The organism is Bdellovibrio sp. HCB185ZH (assembly GCF_047302455.1).
GTDB lineage: Bacteria > Bdellovibrionota > Bdellovibrionia > Bdellovibrionales > Bdellovibrionaceae > Bdellovibrio.
In genome coordinates this window covers 2202435-2224716 of the sequence record NZ_CP178624.1, presented here as the reverse complement: position 1 = coordinate 2224716, position 22282 = coordinate 2202435, and the positions used below count along the sequence as shown (strand labels likewise).

The window sequence follows — 22282 nt, the reverse complement described above, 5'->3', positions numbered from 1 at the left end:
ATCCTGTTTATATGCAGATGTACGGAAATAACTTGAACGTAGGGGTAAATTTGGCTGCGAAGAAAATCGTCATCGTTGATGACTATGAAGAAAGCTGCAAGCTTTTAGCGGAGATCTTAAGCTCCACTTACGATTGCAAGTATACTTCAGACAGTACTGCGGCGATGCAACTCATCAACGAGCAAAAGCCTGATCTGATTCTGCTGGACTATAAAATGCCGGGCAAATTGGGCGTCGATGTTTGCCGTGAAGTTCGCGAACAATCTGAAATCAAAAACACACCAATCATTTTCGTTTCCGGTGCGGCAACGATTGATGAACGTATTAAAGCGTTCGAAACGGGTGCTAACGATTTTATTTCCAAACCTTTCCACGTGAAAGAGCTTATCCTTAGAATCAAAGCGCGTTTGGCAGAAAAAGAGCCAGAGGTTACTGCTGAATTGACGGCGGGAAACTTGCGCATGAACTTATTGGCTCGCCAAATCTTTATCGATAATGAAGAGATCAGCGTGACGCCAAAACAGTTTGATATCTTGAAGCTTTTGGTAGCTGATAAAAACAACCTAGTGACTCGCGAGAAATGTTTAAGCGAGATCTGGGGTGACTCCGATGTGACTTCACGTAACGTGGATTCACAAATCAACTATCTAAAACGCAAAATCGCCACATTCAATGGCCGCATCGTCGCGGTTCCATCTTTGGGTTACCGTTTAGAGGCTTAAATCAAACTGACAAGTTTAAACGAAAAAGGCGGAATTACTCCGCCTTTTTTATTATTCACACACTCGCTCTTCATGTGACGACATCTTTAAGCAAACCAGCCCTCGGTTTCCGGCTTTTCCATCGATACCATCAATCATATCACGGTCACATGGCGGAAAGACTGTGTCTGCCAAAGTTCCATCCCGGACAAAACCGCGTAAACCACGCGGTCCGAGTGCGCCCCCGCTATTGTCCCAGTTTAATGTAAAGCCGGAGTTTGATTCAATAGTCAGCTCCAGATTTCCAGCATTGCCACCGTTGCCGCCATTGGTGCCCGCGCACCCAGGGTGTCTTCCAGGAATAGTAAGAACCCCGTGCTTACCGCGGCCTCCGTTTTCACCACGAAGAAAGACATTAAGAGTTCCAGTCGCATTCTTTGCTTCAATTTGTACGGCACCCCCCGAGAGACCCTTGGCTTCAAACTTTGCTTGTGCATTGGGAGCAAAATTTTGAATCGTTCCACCTTCTGCAATTAGCTCATCCACTTGGATAATTAAAGAATGTTCGCCTGTTGTTATGAGCGCGTTCTTTTTAATCGTTAAACGATGCGCTTTAATAGTTTCATGTTTTTCTAGAACACGGGCTTCATTCCAAACCAGATTATCGGCAGCTCCGAATATCTGAACAGGCGTTGTCGTTTCATTCTTATCTTTAACTTCCACAGCGCAAGCGGCAGTAAGAAAGATCATAGGTATCGTCATTAGTATTTTCATAGATTCTCCTTCGCGGGGGAGCTGTGCTGCAAAGGAGTTCGCAAAAGCAAGTGGGTGTTTTAGTCAGAGTCACTGACGTAATCCGGATAGTTTAGGACGACTCCTGTAAATAGATTTTCATTTGGAGAGGTCACTAATTGAATAACGAGAGTCTTGATAGGACGTGTTCCATTGACCAGTGAAAATCAATAAATGAACAATTTACTCATGCCACAAACACCGACAGTACCTAAATGGTTAAGATTGTATGTCCGAATTGCAGCGATCATGTACGTGCCGCTGATTCTTTTGTGCGTGCATCTTCAAAAGGAAACTCTTCCCGATCTCGAAGAACCGTTTGGTATATTAATTGGCATAGGCATTCCGGCTCTGCTTTGTATCGTTCCTTATCTATTTGTCTCGTTATTAAAATGTCCTAGCTGCACAAAGCACTTTTTCAATTCAAACCCCTTGGCCCCAGGCTTCGGCAGCGACATCGCCTGCAACCACTGCAAGTTCAAAGCTGCAGGATAAATTCACATTTATTCAAATGCCATAGGCGACTCCGTAATTAATATTTAGGTTATAGAGGTCAGTAAGAATCATCGAGGGGCTAGTTTGTGGTGTGAAATAATTGACCTTACCACTCTTCGCACGAAACCATTTGCTACTAAGCAAAAATAAGTTTGGTTGCGGGGTGCAAATGTTGAGATTGTTTTTTGGTGTGTTTCTGTTGTGTTCATTTTCAAGTGCAGAAGCAAGGAATTCTAGAGCCTTAGAAATCAGGCCCGTTGTATTTGAAACCCAAAAAAGGTTCTCTCATGAAGGCCCCATATCTATTAATCCCGGATTCGAGCGTGCTAGCGATCGAAACGAAGGGCTTGGTAATGTAGCGATTGGCGCGACGGGAACTTTGTCAACCGCATGGACAATTACTGGCTCATCCGCCACGGCTAAAATGAAATTTGGTGCAACCACTTTGTCTGGCAGCGCTGGTTATAAAATCACTAAAGATGGTTGTAAAGGCGTAACTGTGGTAGCTGGGCAATCTTGCCCAATTGAAGTTACCTATAACTTCTCTTCTTCTGGTATGCAGAATACCGTTTTAAACACCCCATGGACAGTTGAAGATACGGTAACCAATCCCCCAACAACTTATTTGGGCACTGGAACGAAATCATATTCTGCGTATGTTGTACCAGCAGCTCCGGAATACGAAGAAAATCCAGCTGTGCAGAACTGCCAAGGCGAATCTCCAGGGTCGATTGTTCGTATAGATAGTCAATCTCTGGGAGAGGAGATAGCGATTGTGGGAACGGGACTTTTTTTGGCATATACTTCAGAGAATGCTAAAGAGTTTGTCACGGCTGCACCAAAAGCAAATCGAATAGCAAATTTTAATCCCGAGGGGATGTCAATTTCTGTTCTTCATTAATATGATCGCGTGAAACTGCGAATATTTGAAGGAACTGGCACATCTCGTTTCGCGAAGTATATAAATCTTGATGGCCAGCGAGTCGTTGCCAGTACGAATGCTGCGGAGTTATATTATTTCGATTCGAATGGTCGCCATATGTCCACAAGAAATGCACTTACTGGTGCAATTTTAAGAACGTTTAATTATTCTAACAATAAACTTACTTCAATTGTTGATGCTTATGGAAATACAACAAAGTTTAATAGAAGTTCGACTGGTGTTCTTACTTCCATTACTTCACCATTCATTCAAATCACTAATATCACGACGACTTCTGCAGGCCTGATCTCTTCGGTTAAAAATCCTATGGGGCAGACCTACGCATTGGCATACAAAAACGGGACAGAGCTTCTCGAGAAATTCACGAAACCGGGTGGTCAATATTCTACATTTAGTTATGACGTTAATGGCAAACTGACCAAAGATGCTGCTAATTCGGGAAATCGTTGGGATTTGCTTTTAACGTTACTGTCAGATCAGAGAACCATTGATAAAAGCTCCGCCCTTGTTAGAAAAGAGACTTACTACTTCTGGGCCGAGAAAGGCGACTCTCATCGTTATGTAGACCATCCTTCAGGTGCTTGGTCAGATAATATCGAAAAGTACAACTTAGGAGGAAATTCCTATTCTGAGGAGGGATACACTGAAGGCACTCACTCTACTCCAGATGAAAGATTGAATACTTTATCTGATAGAGTTTTTTCATCTTCCACCGTCGCACTCGACGAGGAGACGGGAGCCATAGAGCAGAAGGATACATTTTTAAATCGTTCAGTTACCTATTCCGGCAGTCTTTTTGATTTTGGTACTATTACGGATACCATTACCGTTAATAGTCGTTCTGTATCGAGCGAAACTTTCACTGCGAACACGAAGACATTTTTCAATAAATCATATAGTGGCGTTACAAAGACTAAAGTCATTGATCAATTCGGCAAGGTTCTATCTGAAAAATCTGGGAACGATGTACCTTGGACATATGTGTACGATGCACTTGGGAGATTGAGCCAGAAATATCAGGGTGCATTCAATAAAAGATCGTATTCTTATTCTTATTTAGATGGAAATTTAAATAGCGAGACTAATGCCCTAAATGAAGTCACGTCTTATACATATGATTTAGCCGGGCGATTGACCCAAATCAAACTTCCTGATGGTCGCCTGATTGGCATGAGCTATGATGCCAACGGAAATAGAACAGGGATTACTCCTCCCTCAAAGCCCCAGCATAAATTCACATTCAATTCAATGGAGTTGATGAGCTCTTATCAGCCACCAGCTTTAACTGGTGTTACGGTTAAAGACACCACCTATTCTTACAACCAGGACAAGCAGCTTACGCAAATAACTCGTCCGGATACAGCAACAGTAAAGTATATATACGGCACAAACACCGGACGATTGGAGCAAGTTCATCTGGCACGAGGTAGTGACAAATACTCTTACCGGGAATGGTCAGACCGCATTTCGCAAATCGATTCAGCCGATGGCATTAGGTCAGTGTATAAGTACTTTGGAAAAAGTCTTAAATTGGAAGAGCAGCGTTTGGTCCCAAGCAACGCTTTGCTCGCGTCTGTGCAATATCTTTATGACAATGAATTCAGAGTTTCAGCTCGCGTAGTGAAGGGTAATGGATATACATCGACTGTAGGCATTACTTATAATGGTGACAGCGTACCAGTTAAGATTGGTAGCATGGCTCTAGCGTACAGCTATCCTTCTGGCAGACTGGCAACAACTTACTTAGATCGTATTACCGACTCAAGAACATACGACTCGCTGGGAAATCTAACAACGTACACAGCTATCTATACACCCGCTACCGGTACAGCAACTACTTTATATACATATACATTAACCAGAGACGCTGCTAGCAGGATTGTAGGGAAAACTGAAACCATTGGTGGAGTGACTACTATCTACGCTTATAAATTCGATGCTGGTAGGCGATTAATTTCGGTAACCAAAAATGGATCCACAAACAGTACGTTCAGCTATGATTCGAATGGTAATAAAACTGGTGGATCAATGGACGGAATAGCATTCACAGCGGTATATGACAATCAGGACCGCTTATCCACATGGAATTCGTCAACCTATTCATACAATGCAAACGGCGAAAACACCGGTATCCAAAACGGTACAGCCACGAGCGGGTTTTCATATGATGCCTATGGTAGACTTTTGGCATCTGTTCTCCCATCTAGTAATTACAAGTATCAGTATGATGGAAAAGGACGACAGGTCAGAGTTTATTCGGGCGCCACTGGTGCAACAGTTATGCGCAGAATTTACGAAAATGATTTAAGAATTGCAGCGGAATTCAACGATACGGGTGCAATAACAAAAGAGTATGTTTATGGAACCAGTATAAATTCTCCCGATTACGCTATTATATCCGGCGTAAGATATAGATTCATAAAAGATCACTTGGGATCACCACGCCTGATCGTTAAATCCTCTGATGGCACTATAGCACAACGAATCGATTATTCGGTATTTGGTCAAGTTACGAATAACACCAAGCCGGGATTCCAAGCTTACGGGTTTGGTGGTGGTCTCCTTATTAGTTCGGTTGGTCTAACTAAATTCGGTGCTAGATGGTATGACAGTGCAGTTGGACGATGGACTTCAAAAGATCCGCTGAGATTTGATGGAGGAGATGTTAATTTATATGGATATGTTTTGAATGATCCGATAAATATAACGGATCCTACGGGTAAAGTTCTTCCTGTTCCGGTTTTGTGGGCTGGAGGCGCTGCAATTGCTGGAGGTGTTGCGGGCTATATTGGCACTCGAGCGGGAGGTGGTACAGTGGGTGAGGCTGCTTCTGCTGCTGTTACTGGAGCTATTGCAGGAGGAGTCGCAGGTGTATTGGCTGCTCCAGCCGCAATGGGTGCTGCTGCTACAGTCGTAGGTACTGCAGCCGGGATTGCTGCGGATTTAATTATTAATGTTGCTAATGCGGCCTCAAACATTGACGTTGGAGATTTGAATAATGGAATTTCCGCGATTACGGGTGCGAATAAATCTTGTCCGCCAAGGAATTAATCATGAGCCAATATGATGATAAAACAAAGTGGATGATCCTAATAACTCTGTTCATCACATCTCCTATTTTAGCTGTTGTGGATTGTTTTATCATTTATAGTTTTTTAGTTGGAGAAATTAAAGTAGGAGAACAGCCGATCAAAGCAAAAATGGGATTTATATTTCTCCTGGTGATAGGTCCTGGTATTGTTTATTCTTTTTATAAGATTGCCAAGGAAAACTCTTGGCTTGGTAAATAAGAAGAAGGCGGAAGTGATTCCGCCTTTTTTATTACTTAACTAGGTTCTTAGCCAGAGTTTATTCGGGCGTCACCGGTGCAATAGTTATGCGGAGAATTTATGAAAAATGATTTAAGAATTGCAGCGGAATTCAACGATGCCGGTGTCATTTCGAAAGAGTATGTTTATGGAACGAGTATTAACTCCCCAGACTACGTCAATATCTCGGGAGTTAGGTATCGCTTTATTAAAGATCATTTGGGTTCTCCTCGCCTCATTGTTAAGTCAACGGATGGAACAATCGCGCAGCGAATGGACTATAGTATCTTAGGCCAAGTTACTAACAACACAAAACCTGGTTTCCAAGCATATGGATTCGCAGGTGGCTTGCTAATTACTTCCGTTGGATTAACCAAATTCGGAGCGAGGTGGTATGATCCAAATACAGGCAGATGGACCAGTAAGGATCCAATTGGATTTGACGGTGGGGATATGAATTTATATGGTTACGTACTGCAGGATCCAATAAACTTAGTGGATCCAAAAGGTGAATCATATTCTGGCTTTGCTGCTGATGCTGCCTTGATTGTGATTGATGCAATAGTTAACGGCGATAGTGGAAAAGGAAGATCGACGGAGCAGTTGTTGAGGGAAGCCTATACTCGTGAAATAATTTTCGACACAGGTGATCTTGATCCATCACCTGGTGCCAAGCAATGCCCAATTCCGAAGGAAAAAGAAACTAGCGGACGCCTAGTTCCCTTTAGGCCAAAAAAAGGCATTCCGGATCATACTTGGAGGCCCCTTGGAGCTTAGAAGAAAAAAATTCATCGTTTCGGTCATTATTGCTATTATTGTATTCGGAATAGTCATTTTTTTATGCAGAGATAAAATCGCCGAAATGGTTAACGATCGCGTGACGCCGTTGCAAGCTAGATAGTTGAACGGAAAAGGCGGAAGTGATTCCGCCTTTTTTATTACTTAACTAGGTTCTTAGCTTCCTTTTGGGCTTCGATAACTGCTTTATGGAACTTTTCGAAGGCTTCGGCGTTTACTTTGTAAATCGCCAGGGAGTGTTGGAATAAGTGAGTGTTGATTTCAGGATGCTCGTCGATGTTTTTCTTAACTCGTTTCAACAAATCTGCGTCTTGAGTTAACTTTTTCGAGAAGTTTTCCATGAAAGCTTCGTCCTGAAATTTTTCGTAGCTGGTGAAGCCGTGATCTTTAAGCTGAAGGTCTTCGATGATTCCGTCGCGGCCCTCTTTGATCTGCTTATCGATTTCAGCGATGTACTCGGGGAAAAGATAAGTTTTTGCAGAGTTCACAGCATTCAAAAGCTTCATCGTGATCTCAGCGCTTTTTTCAAGGCTCACTTGGCGAGGATTGCCTTCTTTATCCAGTAGCAACAGGTTGTTGAAAATATCTTCTGGAGATTCCGCATGTGCTGGGGGAGCTTCGCTTAAAGTTTTCATAACTTCCGCTGATGAAATTAAAACTTCATAGCGTAAGCTGTTTTGCAAAGCCTCTTTTGTGTCGAAAGTTAGAACCTGTTCCTGCAATGCCTTCAGACGCATTTTATCGTCTTTTTTTAGTTTGCGGTGGTTCAATGCTTTCAGAGTTTCCAAAGATTGCTCCAGCCACTGGGTACCCATCATATTCAGCAGGATAGGTCCTTTACATTGAGCCACCATCAACGAGACGCGCGCCAGGGCTTGCGCATCCTTCATGTTGCGGGTGTTGCGAACTTGCTTGTTGGTGACTTGAAAAACTTCATTCGCGTCGTTCCAGTTAGCAACGGTCAGCCCACTTGCGGAGTAAGCGTTGCAACCTTGAATCGACAAATCAGAGAGCTTTAAAAAGTTTTTCGCCGTCTGTGCATTGCTGGAGGATTTTTTCATCACCGCCAGTTGTGAGAAAAACTGACGACTGCCTTGAGAAGGAATGATGATTTTATCCTGCTCGGGCAGCATTGAATTTAATTTGCCAGCAATTTCTATTAACGATTTGCTGGTTTGCGGAGCCGTCAGATCTTTCTTTTGTGGGGAAAGAGTGATGGCTGTCGTCGCCTCCGGAGTTGGTGAGGCCACAGGAGTTGGGCTTTCAGTTGGGAAAGCTGCTAGTGCCAGAGAAATAAGTAGATGAAGCATAACCCTCCTAGAGTTTCATTTTTCGAGCGGTCTTAGTGAGCTTTTGCACGGCCCACAGGATATCTTTATCGTAGGCAAAGACGCGATCAACATTTTTTAGGTCAATCCACGCGACTCCACGATGATAGTCTGCATCTTGAACGGCGCGCACTTCGTGCCAAGGTTCATTCAGAGTGGCGAGATAAAATACCGTATCACATGGCTGATTTTTTCCATTCCAAGTGAAGTCATATTTTCTTCTGAACTCAGTCTCGGGAAATACTTTGATCTGATAATCAGTTTCTTCTTTGGCTTCACGTACAGCTGTGGTTGCAGCATTTTCGCCAGGATCAATCATCCCACCGGGTAAGAAGAAATATTTCTTTTGCGAAACCGGATCTTCTGCATGGAATCCCAAAATCTTATTTTTATAAACAACGACTGCTGAGGCGCGATGACGATAAACTTTTTCAGACTTCAGTTGTTTTTGTTCATCACGGCGGTTTTGGAAGAAGCCAGAAATCAACTCGGAACATTCTTTCTCAAGAACTCCCGTCGTAATCTTTACCTGATGATTTAATCGCGCGTCAGATAAAACTTCATACAAGCTTTCAACCGCTCCACCCTTGGAGTCCTTGGCGGCATAAACCACACGGCCCACGCGCGCTTGTTGAATCGCGCCAGCGCACATTACACAAGGTTCAAGTGTGACATACAGTGTGCAGTCTTCTAACCGCCACGACTGAAGTTTTTTAGCGGCTCTGTGCAAACACAAAAGTTCTGCATGGCCCAGAGGAGTATGAAGAGTTTCGCGAACGTTCGCGGCTTGGGAAAGAAGTTCTCCATTGGGAGAAACAAGAACGGCACCAATTGGAACTTCGCCGTTCTTTGCTGCTTTGTGCGCAAGGTTTAAAGCTTTACGCATCCATTTTTCATCTTGGTCGGAACTCTTCTGGGAACTCACCATAATTGGGGATATTTTAGATCACCCTCATAGAAAAGCTCAATCCAATTATTCTTTTTCGTGAATTGATCCCAACGCCACTCCCAGAAAAATATCGCCTTGCCTGTGCTGACACGATATTGCAGATCGTAATCGGCGTTAGCCATGAAATAAAAGGTTGTGCTTTCTGCAAAATCATCCCACGGATTCGTTGCTGCGTAAGTTGTGACGAAGTTCGTACGGTCGAATTGAAAATAGAAATCGAACATATCTGCGGGCTTCATGATATCTCGACCATCGCAACCGTAAAAACAAAGTTTCTTCCACAGTGGAAACATATTTTGCTGATTGGGTTCAAGTGGATTTTTCCAGCTGAAAGCACCCCATGAATCCACTGCAGGAATCATGTTTTTCATGTTCGCTTCATACTCTTCCGGAGTATTTGCAGGCGGGCAGCTCTTACCAGGAGCGCATGCGAATCTGTTCGCGCCATTCATAAAATCTAAGATGTGCGCGAACTCATGAGTGACCACGTATTGCAGCGTTTGCAAAGGTGATTTGCTTTTAATCCAAACCTGAGGTCCTTCTTTCCCAACCTCATAGCGTGGCAGTTGTGAGCCAAAGATTTTTTGTTCCTTCCACCCAAACACCGCGTCTGGATCGATATCTTTTTCGACAAGTTCACGACTCACAAACATAAATGCAGCACCTTCGTGACCCATACCTGCCATTGCCAAAGATTCCATTTTATCGACGATGAAAATGCGGGGAAGAGAGCAGAACATTTTCTTCAGTGGTTTTTGAAGGATGTCGTAAAGATATTCCAGATTTTCGATGGCCTTGTGATTGACCTTCCCGCAATTGGGATCTTGCGGGTCTTTTACACTGCATGTGATCTGGGCGATTCGCGTTTTACAATCGCCCTCTGCAACCGGGACGGAAAGCAGTTTGGGAGCCATTTTCAGAGCTGGTGGAGTGCCAATCACGAAATCTGGAGCCAGGTGAGTGGCCCAATCTGAAGTTTTAGACGGTTTCGAGGTCTGAGCGAAAGCTCCCGGAGTTACCAATAATGCTAATGATATCAGGCAGATAAGTTTCATGGGCAGAACGATAAACATAGTTGAAGGATGAATGCACCCAGGAAACTTTATAATTCATCGCGTTAAGACCTCGAGGGGTTGCCCCTCTGTTGCCACTTTGTTATACACTCTCATTCTTATTTCTCTCTTCGACCACATTGGAAGGTAGGTGATTGTCGTGGCAATGGTTAAAATCAAAGACGGTGAGTCTTTTGAATCAGCGTTCCGTAAATTCAAAAAATCTTGCGAAAAAGCAGGTATTCTTTCTGAAGTTAAAAAACGCGAACACTTCGAAAAACCTTCTGTAAGACTTAAAAAGAAATCTATCGCAGCTCGTAAGCGCGCTGTTAAGAAATCTCGTAAAGGTTGGGGCGAATAGTTCTTCATTGAATTATTAGTTTTAATCTCACAAGAGGCGACCCACAAAGTCGCCTTTTGTCATAATCACCATAGGGAGTTTTCATGGAAATCAGAGACAAAATCATGGCTGATGTTAAAGCCGCAATGATCGCAAAAGAATCACTTAAGCTGACAGCACTTCGTGGACTGCAAGCTGCGATCAAAAATCGTGAAATCGATATGCGCCCAGACCCAATCACTCCGGAAGAAGTGATGAACGTCGTTAAAAAACTAGTTAAGCAACGCAAAGAATCCATCGATCAATTTCAGCAAGCGGGCCGCCAGGATCTGGTAGACCAAGAATCTGCTGAATTGAAAGTGTTGGAAGTTTATTTGCCGACTCAAATGAGCCGCGAGCAAATCGAAGCTCTAGTAACAGAAGTTATCGCTGCAACTGGCGCTAAAACTGTGAAAGACATGGGCCCAGTGATGAAAGAAGTTATCGCTCGTGCTAATGGCGCTGCTGACAACAAAATTGTTAGCGAAGTAATTAAAGCCAAACTAGCCTAGCTCCCCGAGGTAACAGTTCCCTTTTAGGAATGCAGCGCAGCCCTTTGGGCGCACAGCATTCCTAAAAGGGAACTGTTACCTGATTGGACCTTGCCTAAAGCCTGCGGGGACTCATGTTCAGTGAGTTCCTGAAGGTAAAAACTGAACAAAACTTTGGAAGGTACATGCGTTTTTCCCAAGACTTTATTGAGAGAGTGTCCGAGGGTAATAACCTCGTCGATATTATCTCCCAATACACACAGCTAAAACAGAGTGGCAGTGGCCTGATGGGTCGTTGTCCATTTCCGGATCACGTTGAAAAAACGCCGTCCTTCTCTGTTTCAGAAGTAAAGCAAGTCTATCACTGCTTTGGTTGTCACAAGAGCGGTAACTTGTTTTCATTTCTGCGCGAATATCAGGGCATGAGTTTCCCTGAGGCTGTCGAGTACCTTGCAAACCGCGCCAGCATTCCGATTCCAGCTCCAGAAGCAAATGACCCGCAACGTGACCAAGCGGCGGATAAAAAGAAGTCGTTGTTAAAAGTAAATAAGCTCGCTGCTGATTATTTTTCAGAGCAACTTCGTCGCGTCTCTAACGATCATCCGGTTAAGAAATATATCGCCAGTCGTGGCCTTTCTCAGGAAGTGATCGACACTTTCGGTATCGGTTACGCGATTGCCGAATGGGATGGTTTAGAGCGCGTTTTGCAAAGCAAGCAAGTACCGATGGCTCTCGCTGAAGAAGCACGCCTGGTAAAAGCTCGTAACGGTAAACCAGGTTATTTCGATCTTTTCCGTGATCGCCTGATGTTCCCGATCTTCTCTGCGATGGGCGAGCCTATTGCGTTCGGTGGACGTTACTTAGAGAAAAAAGAGACCGAGCCCAAGTATCTGAACTCTCCCGAAACGCCAGTCTTCATTAAAGGGCGTGTGCTTTACGGATTGTCGCAGACAGCTCGCTATATTCGTTCTGAGGACCAAGCCCTTATTGTAGAGGGGTATATGGATCTGGTGTCCCTTTACCAAGCGGGCATCAGAAACTCTGTGGCGACTATGGGAACGGCTTTGACTCCAGAGCATGGCAAGATGCTAAAGCGTATGACCCGCAACGTGGTGGCACTTTTTGACGGTGACTCCGCAGGGATGGAGGCGGCCGAGCGCAGTCTTCCAATCCTCTTGGCGGCTGATTTGTATCCTAAGGGACTTACGTTACCAAATAACATGGACCCTGATGATTACGTTAAGAAGTACGGTGCAGAGGCCTTAAAGGTCGAATTAGATCGTGCGCCTGACTTGTTTGTCTTGATCTTGAATCGTTGGATGGAGGGTTACCGTGGCGACGCTCCTGAAAAGGTTAAGCTCGCTGATAAATTAAAGCCGATGTTTGAGATTATTCCGGATCAGCGTTTGCGCGATTTGTACTTGGCTGAGGCCGCACAAAAGATGGCAGTGACCCTGCCATGGCTCCGTCAGGCTGTGGGATTGCAAAGCAGTGGCCCTGTATATTCGCAAAACCGCAGTAATTTCTCTAGGACGGTGCAGCCAAATCAGAACGCTCAACAAGCTAACCCAGCAGTGGGTCCGCAGGCGTCTGACTCTGTAGAAGGTGGCAAAATCACCCTCAAAGGAGCCTCAAAAGCGGAAGCAATGCTATTAGGATTGGTACTCAAAAGTCGTGCCAGTTTTGAGCAATTTGTGAATGAAAATGTGCTGGCAAGTATCGCTCATCCCGGAGTGAAAAAGATCCTGGAAAAAGCGACTGATGTGTATAGACAAGACTTAAATAAGTTTGATAAATTGACCAGTCTCCTTGTCTCCTATGTAGATCAGCCCGAATTATTATTCTTAGAGGCACCAGCCAGTGAAGGTGACCCCGGGTTTGATGAAGAAGCGGAGGCGAAGCTTCTGCGCGATTGCTTTAAGCGCGTGCGCGACAATTTCTTGCGCGATCAAGCAAAGCAATTGGCTCTGGAATTAAAGTCCGAGCCAAGCTCTGAAAAGTTGGAACAGATTATGAAGGCACACAGAGATCGACTATCTCTGAATAAAGGATAAAGGCGGGTCATTGATGAAACAAAACCTACCAAACAAACAAGAGAAAGAACCCGTAAAGGTTCTTTCTTTGCAGGAACAGGAAGCTCTGGTTAAAGAAGAAATCCAGAAATTCCTGAAGCTTGCGAAGGAAAAGGGTGCGTTGACGATCGAAGAGATCAACGACCTTCTTCCACCTGAAATCATTGCCCCAGCTGCATTGGACCAGTTCATGCATGGCCTTGAAGGCGCGGGTGTAGTTATTTCAGACTTGTCTGAAACTTCGAAAGAAGAAGAGGGTGAAGGAAACTTCCTGGAAAGCCCTGATTCTGAGGACGAAGAAGTAGATGAAGAAGAAAAAGCAGAAAGCGAAGACGTTAAGGGTAACGACCCTGTTCGCTTGTATTTGCGTAAAATGGGTTCCGTATCTCTACTAACTCGTGAGGGTGAGGTTGAGATTGCTCGTCGTATTGAAAAAGGGGAGCGTGAAATCGTTCGTGCGATCCTTTTGTCACCTCTAGGTACTTACGAGATCATTCAACTTGGTAAGCGTCTTGATGAAGGCCGTATCAAAGTTAAATCGATCTTCCGTGGTCTTGAGGATGAAGAAACTCAGTACGATGAAAAGGAATACATCGATAAAATTCACGAATTGATCGGTAAAGTTACGGAATACCAAAAGGCAGCCGTAAAACAGTTCGAAGTTCTTCGTAGAGAAGAAACAAACACGCCGGCTCGTCAGGCAGCAATGAAAGAACTTGTTGCGATGAATGACACTTTGATGGCGGTGTTCGAATCTGTGAACTTTAACCGTAAAACGATCAATCGTGTTGTGATCAAGTTCAAAAACTTGGTGAACCGTATCGGTACTCTCCGTCGTCGTATCAAAGACGGTGTTGAGCGTACGTTCTCTAAAGACGTTGCTTCCATGAGCGAGCGTATGAAGCTTGTTGAAAGCAATGAAAAAGAACTGACACGCATGACTCGTGATACAGGTCTTAACTATCAAAAATTCAGATCTTATGTGTTGCAAGCTCAAGAAGCAGAAGTCCGTATCAAACGTTTGGACTCTGAAACTGAGATGAATCACACATGGGTGAAGGAAACATACACAGCTATCTGGAAAGGTGAGCGTGAGGCCGATGCAGCGAAATCTGAATTGGTTGAAGCGAATCTACGTCTAGTTGTATCTATCGCTAAGAAGTACACAAACCGCGGTCTTCAATTCTTGGATCTAATCCAGGAAGGTAACATCGGTTTGATGAAAGCGGTTGATAAGTTCGAATATCGTCGTGGTTACAAATTCTCGACATATGCGACTTGGTGGATCCGTCAGGCGATCACTCGTGCTATTGCCGATCAGGCGCGTACGATCCGTATCCCTGTTCACATGATTGAAACTATCAATAAGCTTGTTCGTACATCTCGTTACTTGATCCAAGAGCTTGGTCGTGAACCAACTCCGGAAGAGATCGCAGATAAAATGGACATGCCGGTAGATAAAGTTCGTAAAGTTCTTAAAATCGCAAAAGAACCAATCTCTTTGGAAACTCCGGTGGGTGAAGAAGAAGATTCGCACTTGGGCGACTTTATCGAGGACAAAAAAGTTATCAACCCTGCAGAGGCGATTGTTAACTTGAACTTGGCGGAACAAACTCGCCGTGTTCTTGCGACTTTGACTCCGAGAGAAGAAAAAGTTCTTCGTATGCGTTTCGGTATCGGTGAAGAAGCCGACCACACTTTGGAAGAAGTAGGTCAGGACTTTAACGTAACTCGTGAACGTATCCGTCAGATCGAGGCGAAAGCTCTTCGTAAGCTTCGTCATCCTTCTCGCAGTAATAAACTTAAGTCTTTCGTAGACGGATAGTTTGATTCTAGATAATTAGAAAATTAAAGGGCTCCCAATGGGAGCCCTTTTTTTATGTCTAATCGTCTTAAAATGCCTGCTGTTGCATTTGAACTCAACAGCCCATGCTTAATCATTCGTTTCAGTTTCGGCGACGGTAATGGCAAATAGGGGAGGAGTGATCTTGCCCGACTCCAGTTCGGATAGAACGGCGCGGAAATGAGAGCGCAGGATTTCGTTTTCGGCATTTGTGTAGCAGAACAAAAATGTCAGCTGCATTTGCTCTGTGGGAGAAAGCTTAAACAATGTCCACACAAGTGGAAGAGTTGGAAAGGTAAAATTCCTTTTTTTATCAAACACCAATTTCACAAAGGTTTTAGAAACTTTAAGATGATTTGCGCAGTGCTGAAGTGAAAAGCTGGCTTTTTTTTCTTTGGCTGCTTTGTACTTATATTGCAAAAAATCGCGGTAATCTGAATAAGTTGTTATCTCTGAACTCATACCATTAGGATACCGAACAGCATGAAGTTTAGAATGTTAAACATCAGTGCCTAACCAAATACTGTACTCATGATGATTACGGGCAAACAATTTTTTTCAACAAAGTTTACTGTCGGTGAACGAATGTTTCGTTATCTGCCGGTACGTCGAGTGGTCGAGTCTGTTCCCAAAAAACGAACAGTTCATTTATTCGAGTCCCGGTTAAGAGTCAGCTAACAACAAAAAATTATTTATAAGTGCGCAGTGAAGGCAGGCACGTGGAACCAATCATTGTCTCTGCCATTCATGTATCTCAAAGGCGCTTCCATGGCCTCTTTGAAGTCGATGTTGTCTAATGTCGGAATGGAAATGGAAACGTAGTCGCCGCCGATTTCTGGAATGTTGCCTATAGAAAATAAGCGCACTCCGCAAGATTTGCAGAACATGTGATGATTAGAATATGGTGCCATCTGGTCACCAATTTTAAAGTTTTGAATTCCTGATCTTGAATAATCAGATAGGCTATCTTCCCCGGAAATTAATTTAAACTGATCGGGAGTTGTTTGTACGCTCCAGTTACGAACCTTCGTGCAAAAGCTGCAGTTGCATCGGCCTGTACCTTTTGAGAAATCTAAGGTCGCTGAAAAACGAACTTTTTGGCAATGGCAACTTCCATGATAGGCCTTGGCTGACATAAATCCTCCGTGTTGATGGAGGATATTCTTGCGTACAAAATTGAGTTTGTATATCGTTCTAAGCTCCTAACACAGGTGAAGTTCAGTGAAGCTGCTTTATTGCAGCCATTCTGGCGCTGTCCCGCAACGGTGACCTTTTCAAAGGAAGTCCGATCCCTGATAGGAGCTAACACGACTTCGACGAAATCGGAGTGAATACAATCCCGCGGAGGAACCCATGGATCTTGAACTTCGAAAGAGTTCATCGCGCACGCGCGTCTTTAAAACTGTCTTTCCTGGAGAGACAAATCATTACAACACACTTTACGGTGGCTTGGCCTTGAATTGGATGGACGAAATAGCGTTCATTGCGGCAACCCGTTTTTCCCGGCAGCGCTATGTTACTGTGAGCAGTGACCGAGTGAACTTTAATATTCCGATTCCAGCAGGAACAATTGTTGAGCTTGACGCATACGTCAGTAGAATAGGTAAGAGCAGTCTGGAAGTGACGGTCGACACTTATTGTGAGGACATGTACAGCGATAAGCGTACTAAATCGATGACCGGGGTGTTTACTTTGGTGGCTATTGACGAGAATCGCAATTCCACGGCGATTAAGTTTCCGGAGATTTAAGAGAAAACGGGGGCACTATGAAGAAAATGAACAAGATCGTACTGACAGGTGCGCCATCATCTGGAAAAAGTTCTGCGTTGGACGCTATAGCTGTTCTCAAGCTTGAGCACATTGTTTTGGTGCCAGAAAGTGCGGTCGTGTTGTTAAAAGGCGGATTCCCCGCGCCTTCACATGATGACAATGAACAGATCCGTGCTTTTCAGAGTTCAATTCTAACGGTTCAGGAAAATCTGGAGGATATCTGCGCGCGTAAGAACCCGCAAGCATCGCATATGATTTTGGATCGCGCAAAACTTGATGGTGCTGCTTTTTGGCCCCCGGGCATTGAAGACTATCTTAAGAATTTTCCCGTTCGAATTGATGAAGAACTTAAAAAGTACGATCATGTTTTATTTTTAGAATTACCCAAGAAAGAACATTTTGGCGGAGTTCACCAGTCGCGCTTTCATAACTTTGAACAAAGTTTAGAGAGTGAACGGCGATTGGAGAAGGTATGGGGTGCTCATCCGAACTTCACCCGCATTGCGGCTCATCAGGATTTTGATAAAAAGATTCAATCTATCATGGATACTTTAAAAAAGTTGGGAGCCTTATAAAAAGGCTCTCTGTCATCTCGGCCATATGTTGACATAAAGTTACGTCGTCTTAAGATAGGCGATGACTCGATTGTCCCAAATGAAATTTTCCAAAAAAGTTTTTCTAACGATCTTTGGGATTGGTGTTCTGACCACCGTCGCCATCAGCCTGATTTTGAACATCACGGTGACTCAGCGGCTGAATTATGAGTTTGAAGATTCTTATCTTGATCATATGAATCTACTGTCAAAAACCTTGATCCTTTTAGATCAGGATAAAGATGTTCCCACTTTGAACAGTCTGTTTGAGGAAATGATTCATCACGACGTCGATAATCTTTCGGTAAAACTTGTTGATCAAGGTGGCAAGATTCTGGGGCATGTGAATAAAGATGGTTATGCGGATAGCGTGGATCTGGAAACCTTATTGCCTCATCCAGATGGTGTGGTTTGGATTGACGGTCAAATGATTGTATTAACATCGTTTAAATATAAAAATGATGTTCCTTATCGCTTGGTCGCCACAATTTCCACAGCCTCAATCGACAGAGAGATTCGCGATATTCACATGATCCTGTTAGCGACAGCGGCGGGTCTTATAATAGCCTCGTTACTGTTGTCTCAGATTTTAACAAAAACACTTTTGCGCAAAGTGGGATCCATTCACTCAACCTTGGAAGACATCACTCATTCTCAGAATTATGCCAAGCGTGTTTCGGTCGTGGCCGATTCACACGATGAAATTGATGGGCTGGGATCCAATTTAAATCGAATGCTTGAAACTTTGCAGATCAGCCAATCTCAGCTGCTGGAAGCGGAGAGGGATAAGGCCAGAAGCCAGGTCGCAGCGCAAGTGGCACATGATATTCGCAGTCCTTTGATGAGCATGAATATGGCCCTCGCCCAAATTGAAACGAAACAGTTGGAGCCTTTGGCGATTCTGAAAAGTGCTATTGCTCGTGTGGCGGGGATTGTTCAAAAGCTTTCCGCGGCTTCCGTAAAGTCTGAAGAATCAACAGGTGTAGAAAATCCAAAACTGACTCTGGTTGAACCTTTGGTAGCCAGTGTGGTGAGCGAACAGAATGTCAGAAGATCAGATTCCGAGAGCCTTAAAATCAAAGGACTGACTTCGCAGCCCCAGATCTGGAGCGTGGTTCAAGTTAATGAACTGCAAACGGTTATTTCCAATTTGATCAATAATGCATTTGAAGCGGGTGCTTCACACGTGGACCTTCAGTGTGGTAGTGAAGGCAAAGAGTGGACATTGGCGATCAAAGATAATGGCAGCGGAATGTCGGCTGATGTCTTGGAGAGAATTTTTGATCGTGGCTTCACTCATGGGAAAACCACAGGATCAGGACTTGGCCTTTTTCATGCAAAATCAGTGATTGATTGGAATGGGGGACGTTTGGTTGTCAAAACCACCGTCGGGCAGGGGACCACGTTTACCATTCATCTTCCACGCGAGAAAACTCCCCCGTGGCTTCCTGCACATATTGAAATGGATGCTGAACAGCCCATCGCCTTTGTGGATGATGACAGCAATGTTCTAAAAGCCTGGAAGGAAAAAGCGATTGCGGCTGGTTTAAAGCAGGCATCCTTTTTCTCCTCTATCGCCGAACTGGAACAAGCTCACGAATTACGACAGATCCTTGATTCTGGTGTCATTGTGATTGACCATAATTTAAGTGACGCCAAAAAAGGTCTGGAATTCTTAGGGGAGATCGCCATTGGTAAAAGATCTTACCTTTGTACTTCCGATTTTGATGAAAAAAGAATTCAGGACAAAGTTCGCTCCTTGGGAATCAATATGATCCCCAAGCCATGGATCACGCTGTTTGAAATTAGATTAAGGAATTCCTAATGCGCATTCTGATCGTTGATGATGAAACTCTTGTTCGTAAAACCATGCAGGCTCAAATTCCTTCCGCGCACACGGTCGCTTTGGCGGACTCGATGGAAGAGGCATTGGATATTCTGGATAAGCAAATCATTGATTTAGTTTTTACGGATTTATCATTGGATGAATCATCCGATCGTTTGGGTATTCAGCTTATTCAAGAAATTTCAAAAAACTATCCGTCCACCGTGGTGGTCGCAATGACGGGGCATGATGAGGCTCAATTGGTTGAGACTTGTATGAAAGCCGGTGCAGTTGACTATCTGGTGAAACCATTTGATGCAAAAATGTTAGCACAAGTGATTCGCAAGGCTCCGGTATTACACCGTCTGCTTCGTAAAAATCAGACATTGAAACACCAAGCCGGTGCGAAGTTAGTTAAGCCCTTCAATCTTTATACGAAGTCTCCGGCATTTAAGGCTGTTATTGATACCGCAAAAAAAATTCGCGGTTCGGGTCATTCGGTTTTAATTCGCGGGGAAAGTGGCTCGGGTAAAGAAGTCATGGCTCAGTATCTGTGGAGTTTGGAGCACGATGACTCCCGTCCCTTTATCGCCGTGAACTGTGGAGCAATTCCCTCTCATCTAGCTGAATCAGAACTTTTCGGTCATAAAAAAGGAGCCTTCACCGGAGCCACTGAATCCCGCGCCGGAAAATTCGAAAGCGCCGACGGCGGCGATCTTTTTTTGGATGAATTAGCGACACTAAGCATGGATTTGCAGGTAAAACTTTTGCGCGCTTTGAGCAGCGGGGATATTTATCCTGTTGGCCAAGACATTGGTAAAAAAGTAAACTGTCGTACAATCGCTGCAACCAATGAAAACTTAGAAGAACTCATCGCCGACAAAAAATTCCGCGAAGACCTTTTCTTTAGAATTAAAAAATTCACCATCACCTTGCCGCCCCTCAGAGAACGCAAAGAAGACATTTTGGATCTGGCCCAACAATTCTTAAGCGAAAGTCACTATCAGGAAAAAACCTTCTCTCCAGAAGCTGAGCAATTGCTGTTGAACTATTCATGGCCAGGAAATATTCGCGAATTAAAATCCGCAATCGAAGTAGCCTGCGTTTTATCCGAAGACACACAAATTACACCCGCGGACATCACTCCACATTTGGTACAAAGCGCCCCTGTGTACGAAGAGGTTATTAAAAACACAGCGGTCGAAGAGATTGATGAAGAAGCTTTAGAGGGTCGCTATAGCCACGTCGTAAACGAATTCGAAATGAAGCTGATCAACTTTGCCCTACAGAAAAAAGGCAGCGAAAGCGCAGCAGCTCGCTATCTAGGAATTCCAAGAAGTACCTTGGGAGATCTCAGACGAAGACTGCAAAATCTAAAAAAATAATCAAAGTACAGTTTATTTAGCAGCCGCAAATAAACTGTCTCATACTGAAACAACTGAGGCTTAAAAGCCTCGCCTATTATTGATAATTTCGAGTACACGCTAAAGTGAGGATAATACTAAACCGATAATTAAGAAGGCTTAACATCTACCACCAAAAAAGGAAGTAGTACGTATGATGAAATCCTTATTAAAATCGATCGCAGTTTTAGCCCTGACCACCTCAACCCTGACCGCTTGTGAAACACCATCAGAAGAATCATCACCAAGCACAGGTTCAGGTTTCACTTCTGCTGCTTTAGCAAAAGAATGGGAAAGTGGTTGTATCGTAGCGACAGACCCAATCACCGGTAACACAAGAACAAAAATCTATATGGAGTTCTATGCAAACGGCGCCTTCTCCTATAACCAAATGTGGTTTTCCGGCTCAAGCTGTGTAACTCCTGACATTGCATATATGTCGACAGGCACGTACACAATCGGCTCGGTATCCGGTGAATTATATCCATTAAATTTCACGGTAGCTGGTTCAACTATGATGACATGGACGAACACAGCACAAACATCCGTAAATACAGCGTGCGGTGGTACAAGCCCTTATGCAGGCAACGTAGCTAACGCGAATAACGGCCAAAGCAAATCAACATACATGATGACATGTCAAAACTTTGAGCTGCCAGCCAGTAACAACAAATTCGTAACCAACGCCGGTAAACTAAGCGGCACAGTTCTAAACATATCAACACCAGATTTCGGAGTGCCAGGAATCTTCGGAACATCAGTCCCAACTTCGACGGACTTAGATTTGTATCCACAATAAAGAAGAAAAAACCCGCCCCTTAGAAGGCGGGTTTTTTCTTTCCCAATCCCATCCATCCCGATGCCCGCTCCCGGTCCCAAAAAAGCAAGCATCAAGCCGAAGGCGAGATGCAAGCAACCCAAGAAATTGGAAATTTGAAATTGGAGGACTTTTGCTTCGCAAAAGTGGTAGGGGGCGAGGTTATGCCCGCGGTAAAACGAGCCAGTGGCTCGTTTTAGTGCGGAGCAAGTGCGCGTCTGCGACTGCGAAGGCAGTCCCAGCAAGCACACTTTTTCTTCCGCCTCAATGGCGGGAGAAAAACGTCCCGACGATGCCAGCAATGGCCCGCTCATTTGAGAAAGAACGAGTGCGGTAACCGAGAACGGCTTGCCACTTTTGCGTAACTGGGAAGAAGTAGAAGTAACAAACTCCGACGAGAAATTGGAAATTTGAAATTGGAGGACTTTTGCTTCGCAAAAGTGGTAGGGGGCGAGGTTATGCCCGCGGTAAAACGAGCCAGTGGCTCGTTTTAGTGCGGAGCAAGTGCGCGTCTGCGACTGCGAAGGCAGTCCCAGCAAGCACACTTTTTCTTCCGCCTCAATGGCGGGAGAAAAACGTCCCGACGATGCCAGCAATGGCCCGCTCATTTGAGAAAGAACGAGTGCGGTAACCGAGAACGGCTTGCCACTTTTGCGTAACTGGGAAGAAGTAGAAGTAACAAACTCCGACGAGAAATTGGAAATTTGAAATTGGAGGACTTTT

At 44.3% G+C, this 22282-nt stretch carries 21 protein-coding genes; 15 read left to right on the top strand and 6 right to left on the bottom strand.

Translation table 11 applies throughout. From position 1 onward, the window contains the following. Positions 1-11: 11 nt before the first annotated feature. The gene (locus tag ACLSU7_RS10895; RefSeq protein WP_413291924.1) at positions 12-722 is read left to right on the top strand and encodes a response regulator transcription factor; all 711 of its coding nucleotides are present in this window, start codon (positions 12-14) and stop codon (positions 720-722) included. A gap of 51 nt (positions 723-773) precedes the next feature. Here ACLSU7_RS10895 and ACLSU7_RS10890 read toward each other — a convergent pair whose 3' ends face one another. Continuing rightward, a complete protein-coding gene (locus ACLSU7_RS10890) occupies positions 774-1475 on the bottom strand; it encodes a hypothetical protein (protein ID WP_413291923.1) in 702 nt (233 codons plus the stop codon). 192 nt (positions 1476-1667) lie between these two features. On the opposite strand from ACLSU7_RS10890, the gene ACLSU7_RS10885 reads away from it, so the two are divergent. The 5 genes from ACLSU7_RS10885 to ACLSU7_RS10865 all read left to right on the top strand — a co-directional run bounded on the left by ACLSU7_RS10885 (position 1668) and on the right by ACLSU7_RS10865 (position 7016). Then, positions 1668-1988 carry a hypothetical protein gene (locus ACLSU7_RS10885; RefSeq protein ID WP_413291922.1) on the top strand — a complete coding sequence of 107 codons (321 nt, stop codon included), beginning with the start codon at positions 1668-1670 and terminating at the stop codon, positions 1986-1988. Between the two features lie 169 nt (positions 1989-2157). Continuing rightward, on the top strand, positions 2158-2889 hold the full coding sequence (locus tag ACLSU7_RS10880; protein ID WP_413291921.1) for a hypothetical protein: 732 nt from the start codon (positions 2158-2160) through the stop codon (positions 2887-2889). Between the two features lie 138 nt (positions 2890-3027). Further along, positions 3028-5982 carry an RHS repeat domain-containing protein gene (locus ACLSU7_RS10875; RefSeq protein WP_413291920.1) on the top strand — a complete coding sequence of 985 codons (2955 nt, stop codon included), beginning with the start codon at positions 3028-3030 and terminating at the stop codon, positions 5980-5982. A gap of 2 nt (positions 5983-5984) precedes the next feature. Further along, positions 5985-6221, top strand: a complete 237-nt coding sequence (locus tag ACLSU7_RS10870; RefSeq protein WP_413291919.1) for a hypothetical protein — start codon at positions 5985-5987, stop codon at positions 6219-6221. A gap of 99 nt (positions 6222-6320) precedes the next feature. Beyond that, the gene (locus ACLSU7_RS10865; RefSeq protein WP_413291918.1) at positions 6321-7016 is read left to right on the top strand and encodes an RHS repeat domain-containing protein; all 696 of its coding nucleotides are present in this window, start codon (positions 6321-6323) and stop codon (positions 7014-7016) included. Between the two features lie 161 nt (positions 7017-7177). Here the strand turns inward: ACLSU7_RS10865 and ACLSU7_RS10860 are convergent, their stop codons facing one another. From ACLSU7_RS10860 to ACLSU7_RS10850, 3 genes are read right to left on the bottom strand one after another with little or no spacing between them, the layout of a single operon-like run. Then, positions 7178-8347, bottom strand: a complete 1170-nt coding sequence (locus ACLSU7_RS10860) for a hypothetical protein (RefSeq protein WP_413291917.1) — start codon at positions 8345-8347, stop codon at positions 7178-7180. A 7-nt stretch (positions 8348-8354) separates the two neighbouring features. Then, positions 8355-9293 (bottom strand): tRNA adenosine(34) deaminase TadA, encoded by a 939-nt coding sequence (gene tadA, locus ACLSU7_RS10855; protein WP_413291916.1) that lies wholly within the window; start codon positions 9291-9293, stop codon positions 8355-8357. Then, positions 9287-10387: a hypothetical protein gene (locus tag ACLSU7_RS10850; RefSeq protein ID WP_413291915.1), complete on the bottom strand. Its 1101-nt coding sequence runs from the start codon at positions 10385-10387 to the stop codon at positions 9287-9289. The genes tadA and ACLSU7_RS10850 overlap by 7 nt, the downstream gene beginning before the upstream one ends. A gap of 139 nt (positions 10388-10526) precedes the next feature. Between ACLSU7_RS10850 and rpsU the strand changes: the two genes are divergently transcribed. From rpsU to rpoD, 4 genes are all read left to right on the top strand, one after another. Next, positions 10527-10727, top strand: a complete 201-nt coding sequence (rpsU, locus tag ACLSU7_RS10845) for a 30S ribosomal protein S21 (protein ID WP_088617237.1) — start codon at positions 10527-10529, stop codon at positions 10725-10727. A gap of 83 nt (positions 10728-10810) precedes the next feature. Beyond that, positions 10811-11257 (top strand): GatB/YqeY domain-containing protein, encoded by a 447-nt coding sequence (locus ACLSU7_RS10840; protein ID WP_181605853.1) that lies wholly within the window; start codon positions 10811-10813, stop codon positions 11255-11257. A gap of 164 nt (positions 11258-11421) precedes the next feature. Then, entirely contained in the window at positions 11422-13290 is a 1869-nt protein-coding gene (gene dnaG / locus ACLSU7_RS10835) for a DNA primase (protein WP_413291914.1), read from the top strand. Positions 13291-13303: 13 nt separating this feature from the next. After that, positions 13304-15133 carry an RNA polymerase sigma factor RpoD gene (gene rpoD, locus ACLSU7_RS10830; RefSeq protein WP_413291913.1) on the top strand — a complete coding sequence of 610 codons (1830 nt, stop codon included), beginning with the start codon at positions 13304-13306 and terminating at the stop codon, positions 15131-15133. Positions 15134-15241: 108 nt separating this feature from the next. Here the strand turns inward: rpoD and ACLSU7_RS10825 are convergent, their stop codons facing one another. Both ACLSU7_RS10825 and ACLSU7_RS10820 read right to left on the bottom strand, forming a co-directional pair. Further along, positions 15242-15613: a hypothetical protein gene (locus tag ACLSU7_RS10825; protein ID WP_413291911.1), complete on the bottom strand. Its 372-nt coding sequence runs from the start codon at positions 15611-15613 to the stop codon at positions 15242-15244. 230 nt (positions 15614-15843) lie between these two features. After that, positions 15844-16287 carry a GFA family protein gene (locus ACLSU7_RS10820; protein WP_413291909.1) on the bottom strand — a complete coding sequence of 148 codons (444 nt, stop codon included), beginning with the start codon at positions 16285-16287 and terminating at the stop codon, positions 15844-15846. Between the two features lie 217 nt (positions 16288-16504). Between ACLSU7_RS10820 and ACLSU7_RS10815 the strand changes: the two genes are divergently transcribed. The 5 genes from ACLSU7_RS10815 to ACLSU7_RS10795 all read left to right on the top strand — a co-directional run bounded on the left by ACLSU7_RS10815 (position 16505) and on the right by ACLSU7_RS10795 (position 21541). After that, entirely contained in the window at positions 16505-16900 is a 396-nt protein-coding gene (locus tag ACLSU7_RS10815; RefSeq protein ID WP_413291908.1) for an acyl-CoA thioesterase, read from the top strand. Positions 16901-16917: 17 nt separating this feature from the next. Beyond that, entirely contained in the window at positions 16918-17496 is a 579-nt protein-coding gene (locus ACLSU7_RS10810; RefSeq protein ID WP_413291907.1) for an AAA family ATPase, read from the top strand. Positions 17497-17575: 79 nt separating this feature from the next. Continuing rightward, a complete protein-coding gene (locus tag ACLSU7_RS10805) occupies positions 17576-19339 on the top strand; it encodes a sensor histidine kinase (protein WP_413291906.1) in 1764 nt (587 codons plus the stop codon). Next, a complete protein-coding gene (locus tag ACLSU7_RS10800; RefSeq protein ID WP_413291905.1) occupies positions 19339-20724 on the top strand; it encodes a sigma-54-dependent transcriptional regulator in 1386 nt (461 codons plus the stop codon). The genes ACLSU7_RS10805 and ACLSU7_RS10800 overlap by 1 nt, the downstream gene beginning before the upstream one ends. Positions 20725-20896: 172 nt before the next feature. Continuing rightward, positions 20897-21541, top strand: coding sequence for a hypothetical protein (locus tag ACLSU7_RS10795; protein ID WP_413291904.1), 645 nt, complete (start codon positions 20897-20899; stop codon positions 21539-21541). Positions 21542-22282: the final 741 nt, after the last annotated feature.

Bases quoted from the DNA above. Each gene is read 5' to 3' on its own strand.
- ACLSU7_RS10895 (WP_413291924.1), top strand. From the start codon at position 12: ATGCAGATGTACGGAAATAACTTGAACGTAGGGGTAAATTTGGCTGCG.
- ACLSU7_RS10890 (WP_413291923.1), bottom strand. From the start codon at position 1,475: ATGAAAATACTAATGACGATACCTATGATCTTTCTTACTGCCGCTTGC.
- ACLSU7_RS10885 (WP_413291922.1), top strand. From the start codon at position 1,668: ATGAACAATTTACTCATGCCACAAACACCGACAGTACCTAAATGGTTA.
- ACLSU7_RS10880 (WP_413291921.1), top strand. From the start codon at position 2,158: ATGTTGAGATTGTTTTTTGGTGTGTTTCTGTTGTGTTCATTTTCAAGT.
- ACLSU7_RS10875 (WP_413291920.1), top strand. From the start codon at position 3,028: ATGTCCACAAGAAATGCACTTACTGGTGCAATTTTAAGAACGTTTAAT.
- ACLSU7_RS10870 (WP_413291919.1), top strand. From the start codon at position 5,985: ATGAGCCAATATGATGATAAAACAAAGTGGATGATCCTAATAACTCTG.
- ACLSU7_RS10865 (WP_413291918.1), top strand. From the start codon at position 6,321: ATGAAAAATGATTTAAGAATTGCAGCGGAATTCAACGATGCCGGTGTC.
- ACLSU7_RS10860 (WP_413291917.1), bottom strand. From the start codon at position 8,347: ATGCTTCATCTACTTATTTCTCTGGCACTAGCAGCTTTCCCAACTGAA.
- tadA (WP_413291916.1), bottom strand. From the start codon at position 9,293: ATGGTGAGTTCCCAGAAGAGTTCCGACCAAGATGAAAAATGGATGCGT.
- ACLSU7_RS10850 (WP_413291915.1), bottom strand. From the start codon at position 10,387: ATGTTTATCGTTCTGCCCATGAAACTTATCTGCCTGATATCATTAGCA.
- ACLSU7_RS10840 (WP_181605853.1), top strand. From the start codon at position 10,811: ATGGAAATCAGAGACAAAATCATGGCTGATGTTAAAGCCGCAATGATC.
- dnaG (WP_413291914.1), top strand. From the start codon at position 11,422: ATGCGTTTTTCCCAAGACTTTATTGAGAGAGTGTCCGAGGGTAATAAC.
- rpoD (WP_413291913.1), top strand. From the start codon at position 13,304: ATGAAACAAAACCTACCAAACAAACAAGAGAAAGAACCCGTAAAGGTT.
- ACLSU7_RS10825 (WP_413291911.1), bottom strand. From the start codon at position 15,613: ATGAGTTCAGAGATAACAACTTATTCAGATTACCGCGATTTTTTGCAA.
- ACLSU7_RS10820 (WP_413291909.1), bottom strand. From the start codon at position 16,287: ATGTCAGCCAAGGCCTATCATGGAAGTTGCCATTGCCAAAAAGTTCGT.
- ACLSU7_RS10815 (WP_413291908.1), top strand. From the start codon at position 16,505: ATGGATCTTGAACTTCGAAAGAGTTCATCGCGCACGCGCGTCTTTAAA.
- ACLSU7_RS10810 (WP_413291907.1), top strand. From the start codon at position 16,918: ATGAAGAAAATGAACAAGATCGTACTGACAGGTGCGCCATCATCTGGA.
- ACLSU7_RS10805 (WP_413291906.1), top strand. From the start codon at position 17,576: ATGAAATTTTCCAAAAAAGTTTTTCTAACGATCTTTGGGATTGGTGTT.
- ACLSU7_RS10800 (WP_413291905.1), top strand. From the start codon at position 19,339: ATGCGCATTCTGATCGTTGATGATGAAACTCTTGTTCGTAAAACCATG.
- ACLSU7_RS10795 (WP_413291904.1), top strand. From the start codon at position 20,897: ATGATGAAATCCTTATTAAAATCGATCGCAGTTTTAGCCCTGACCACC.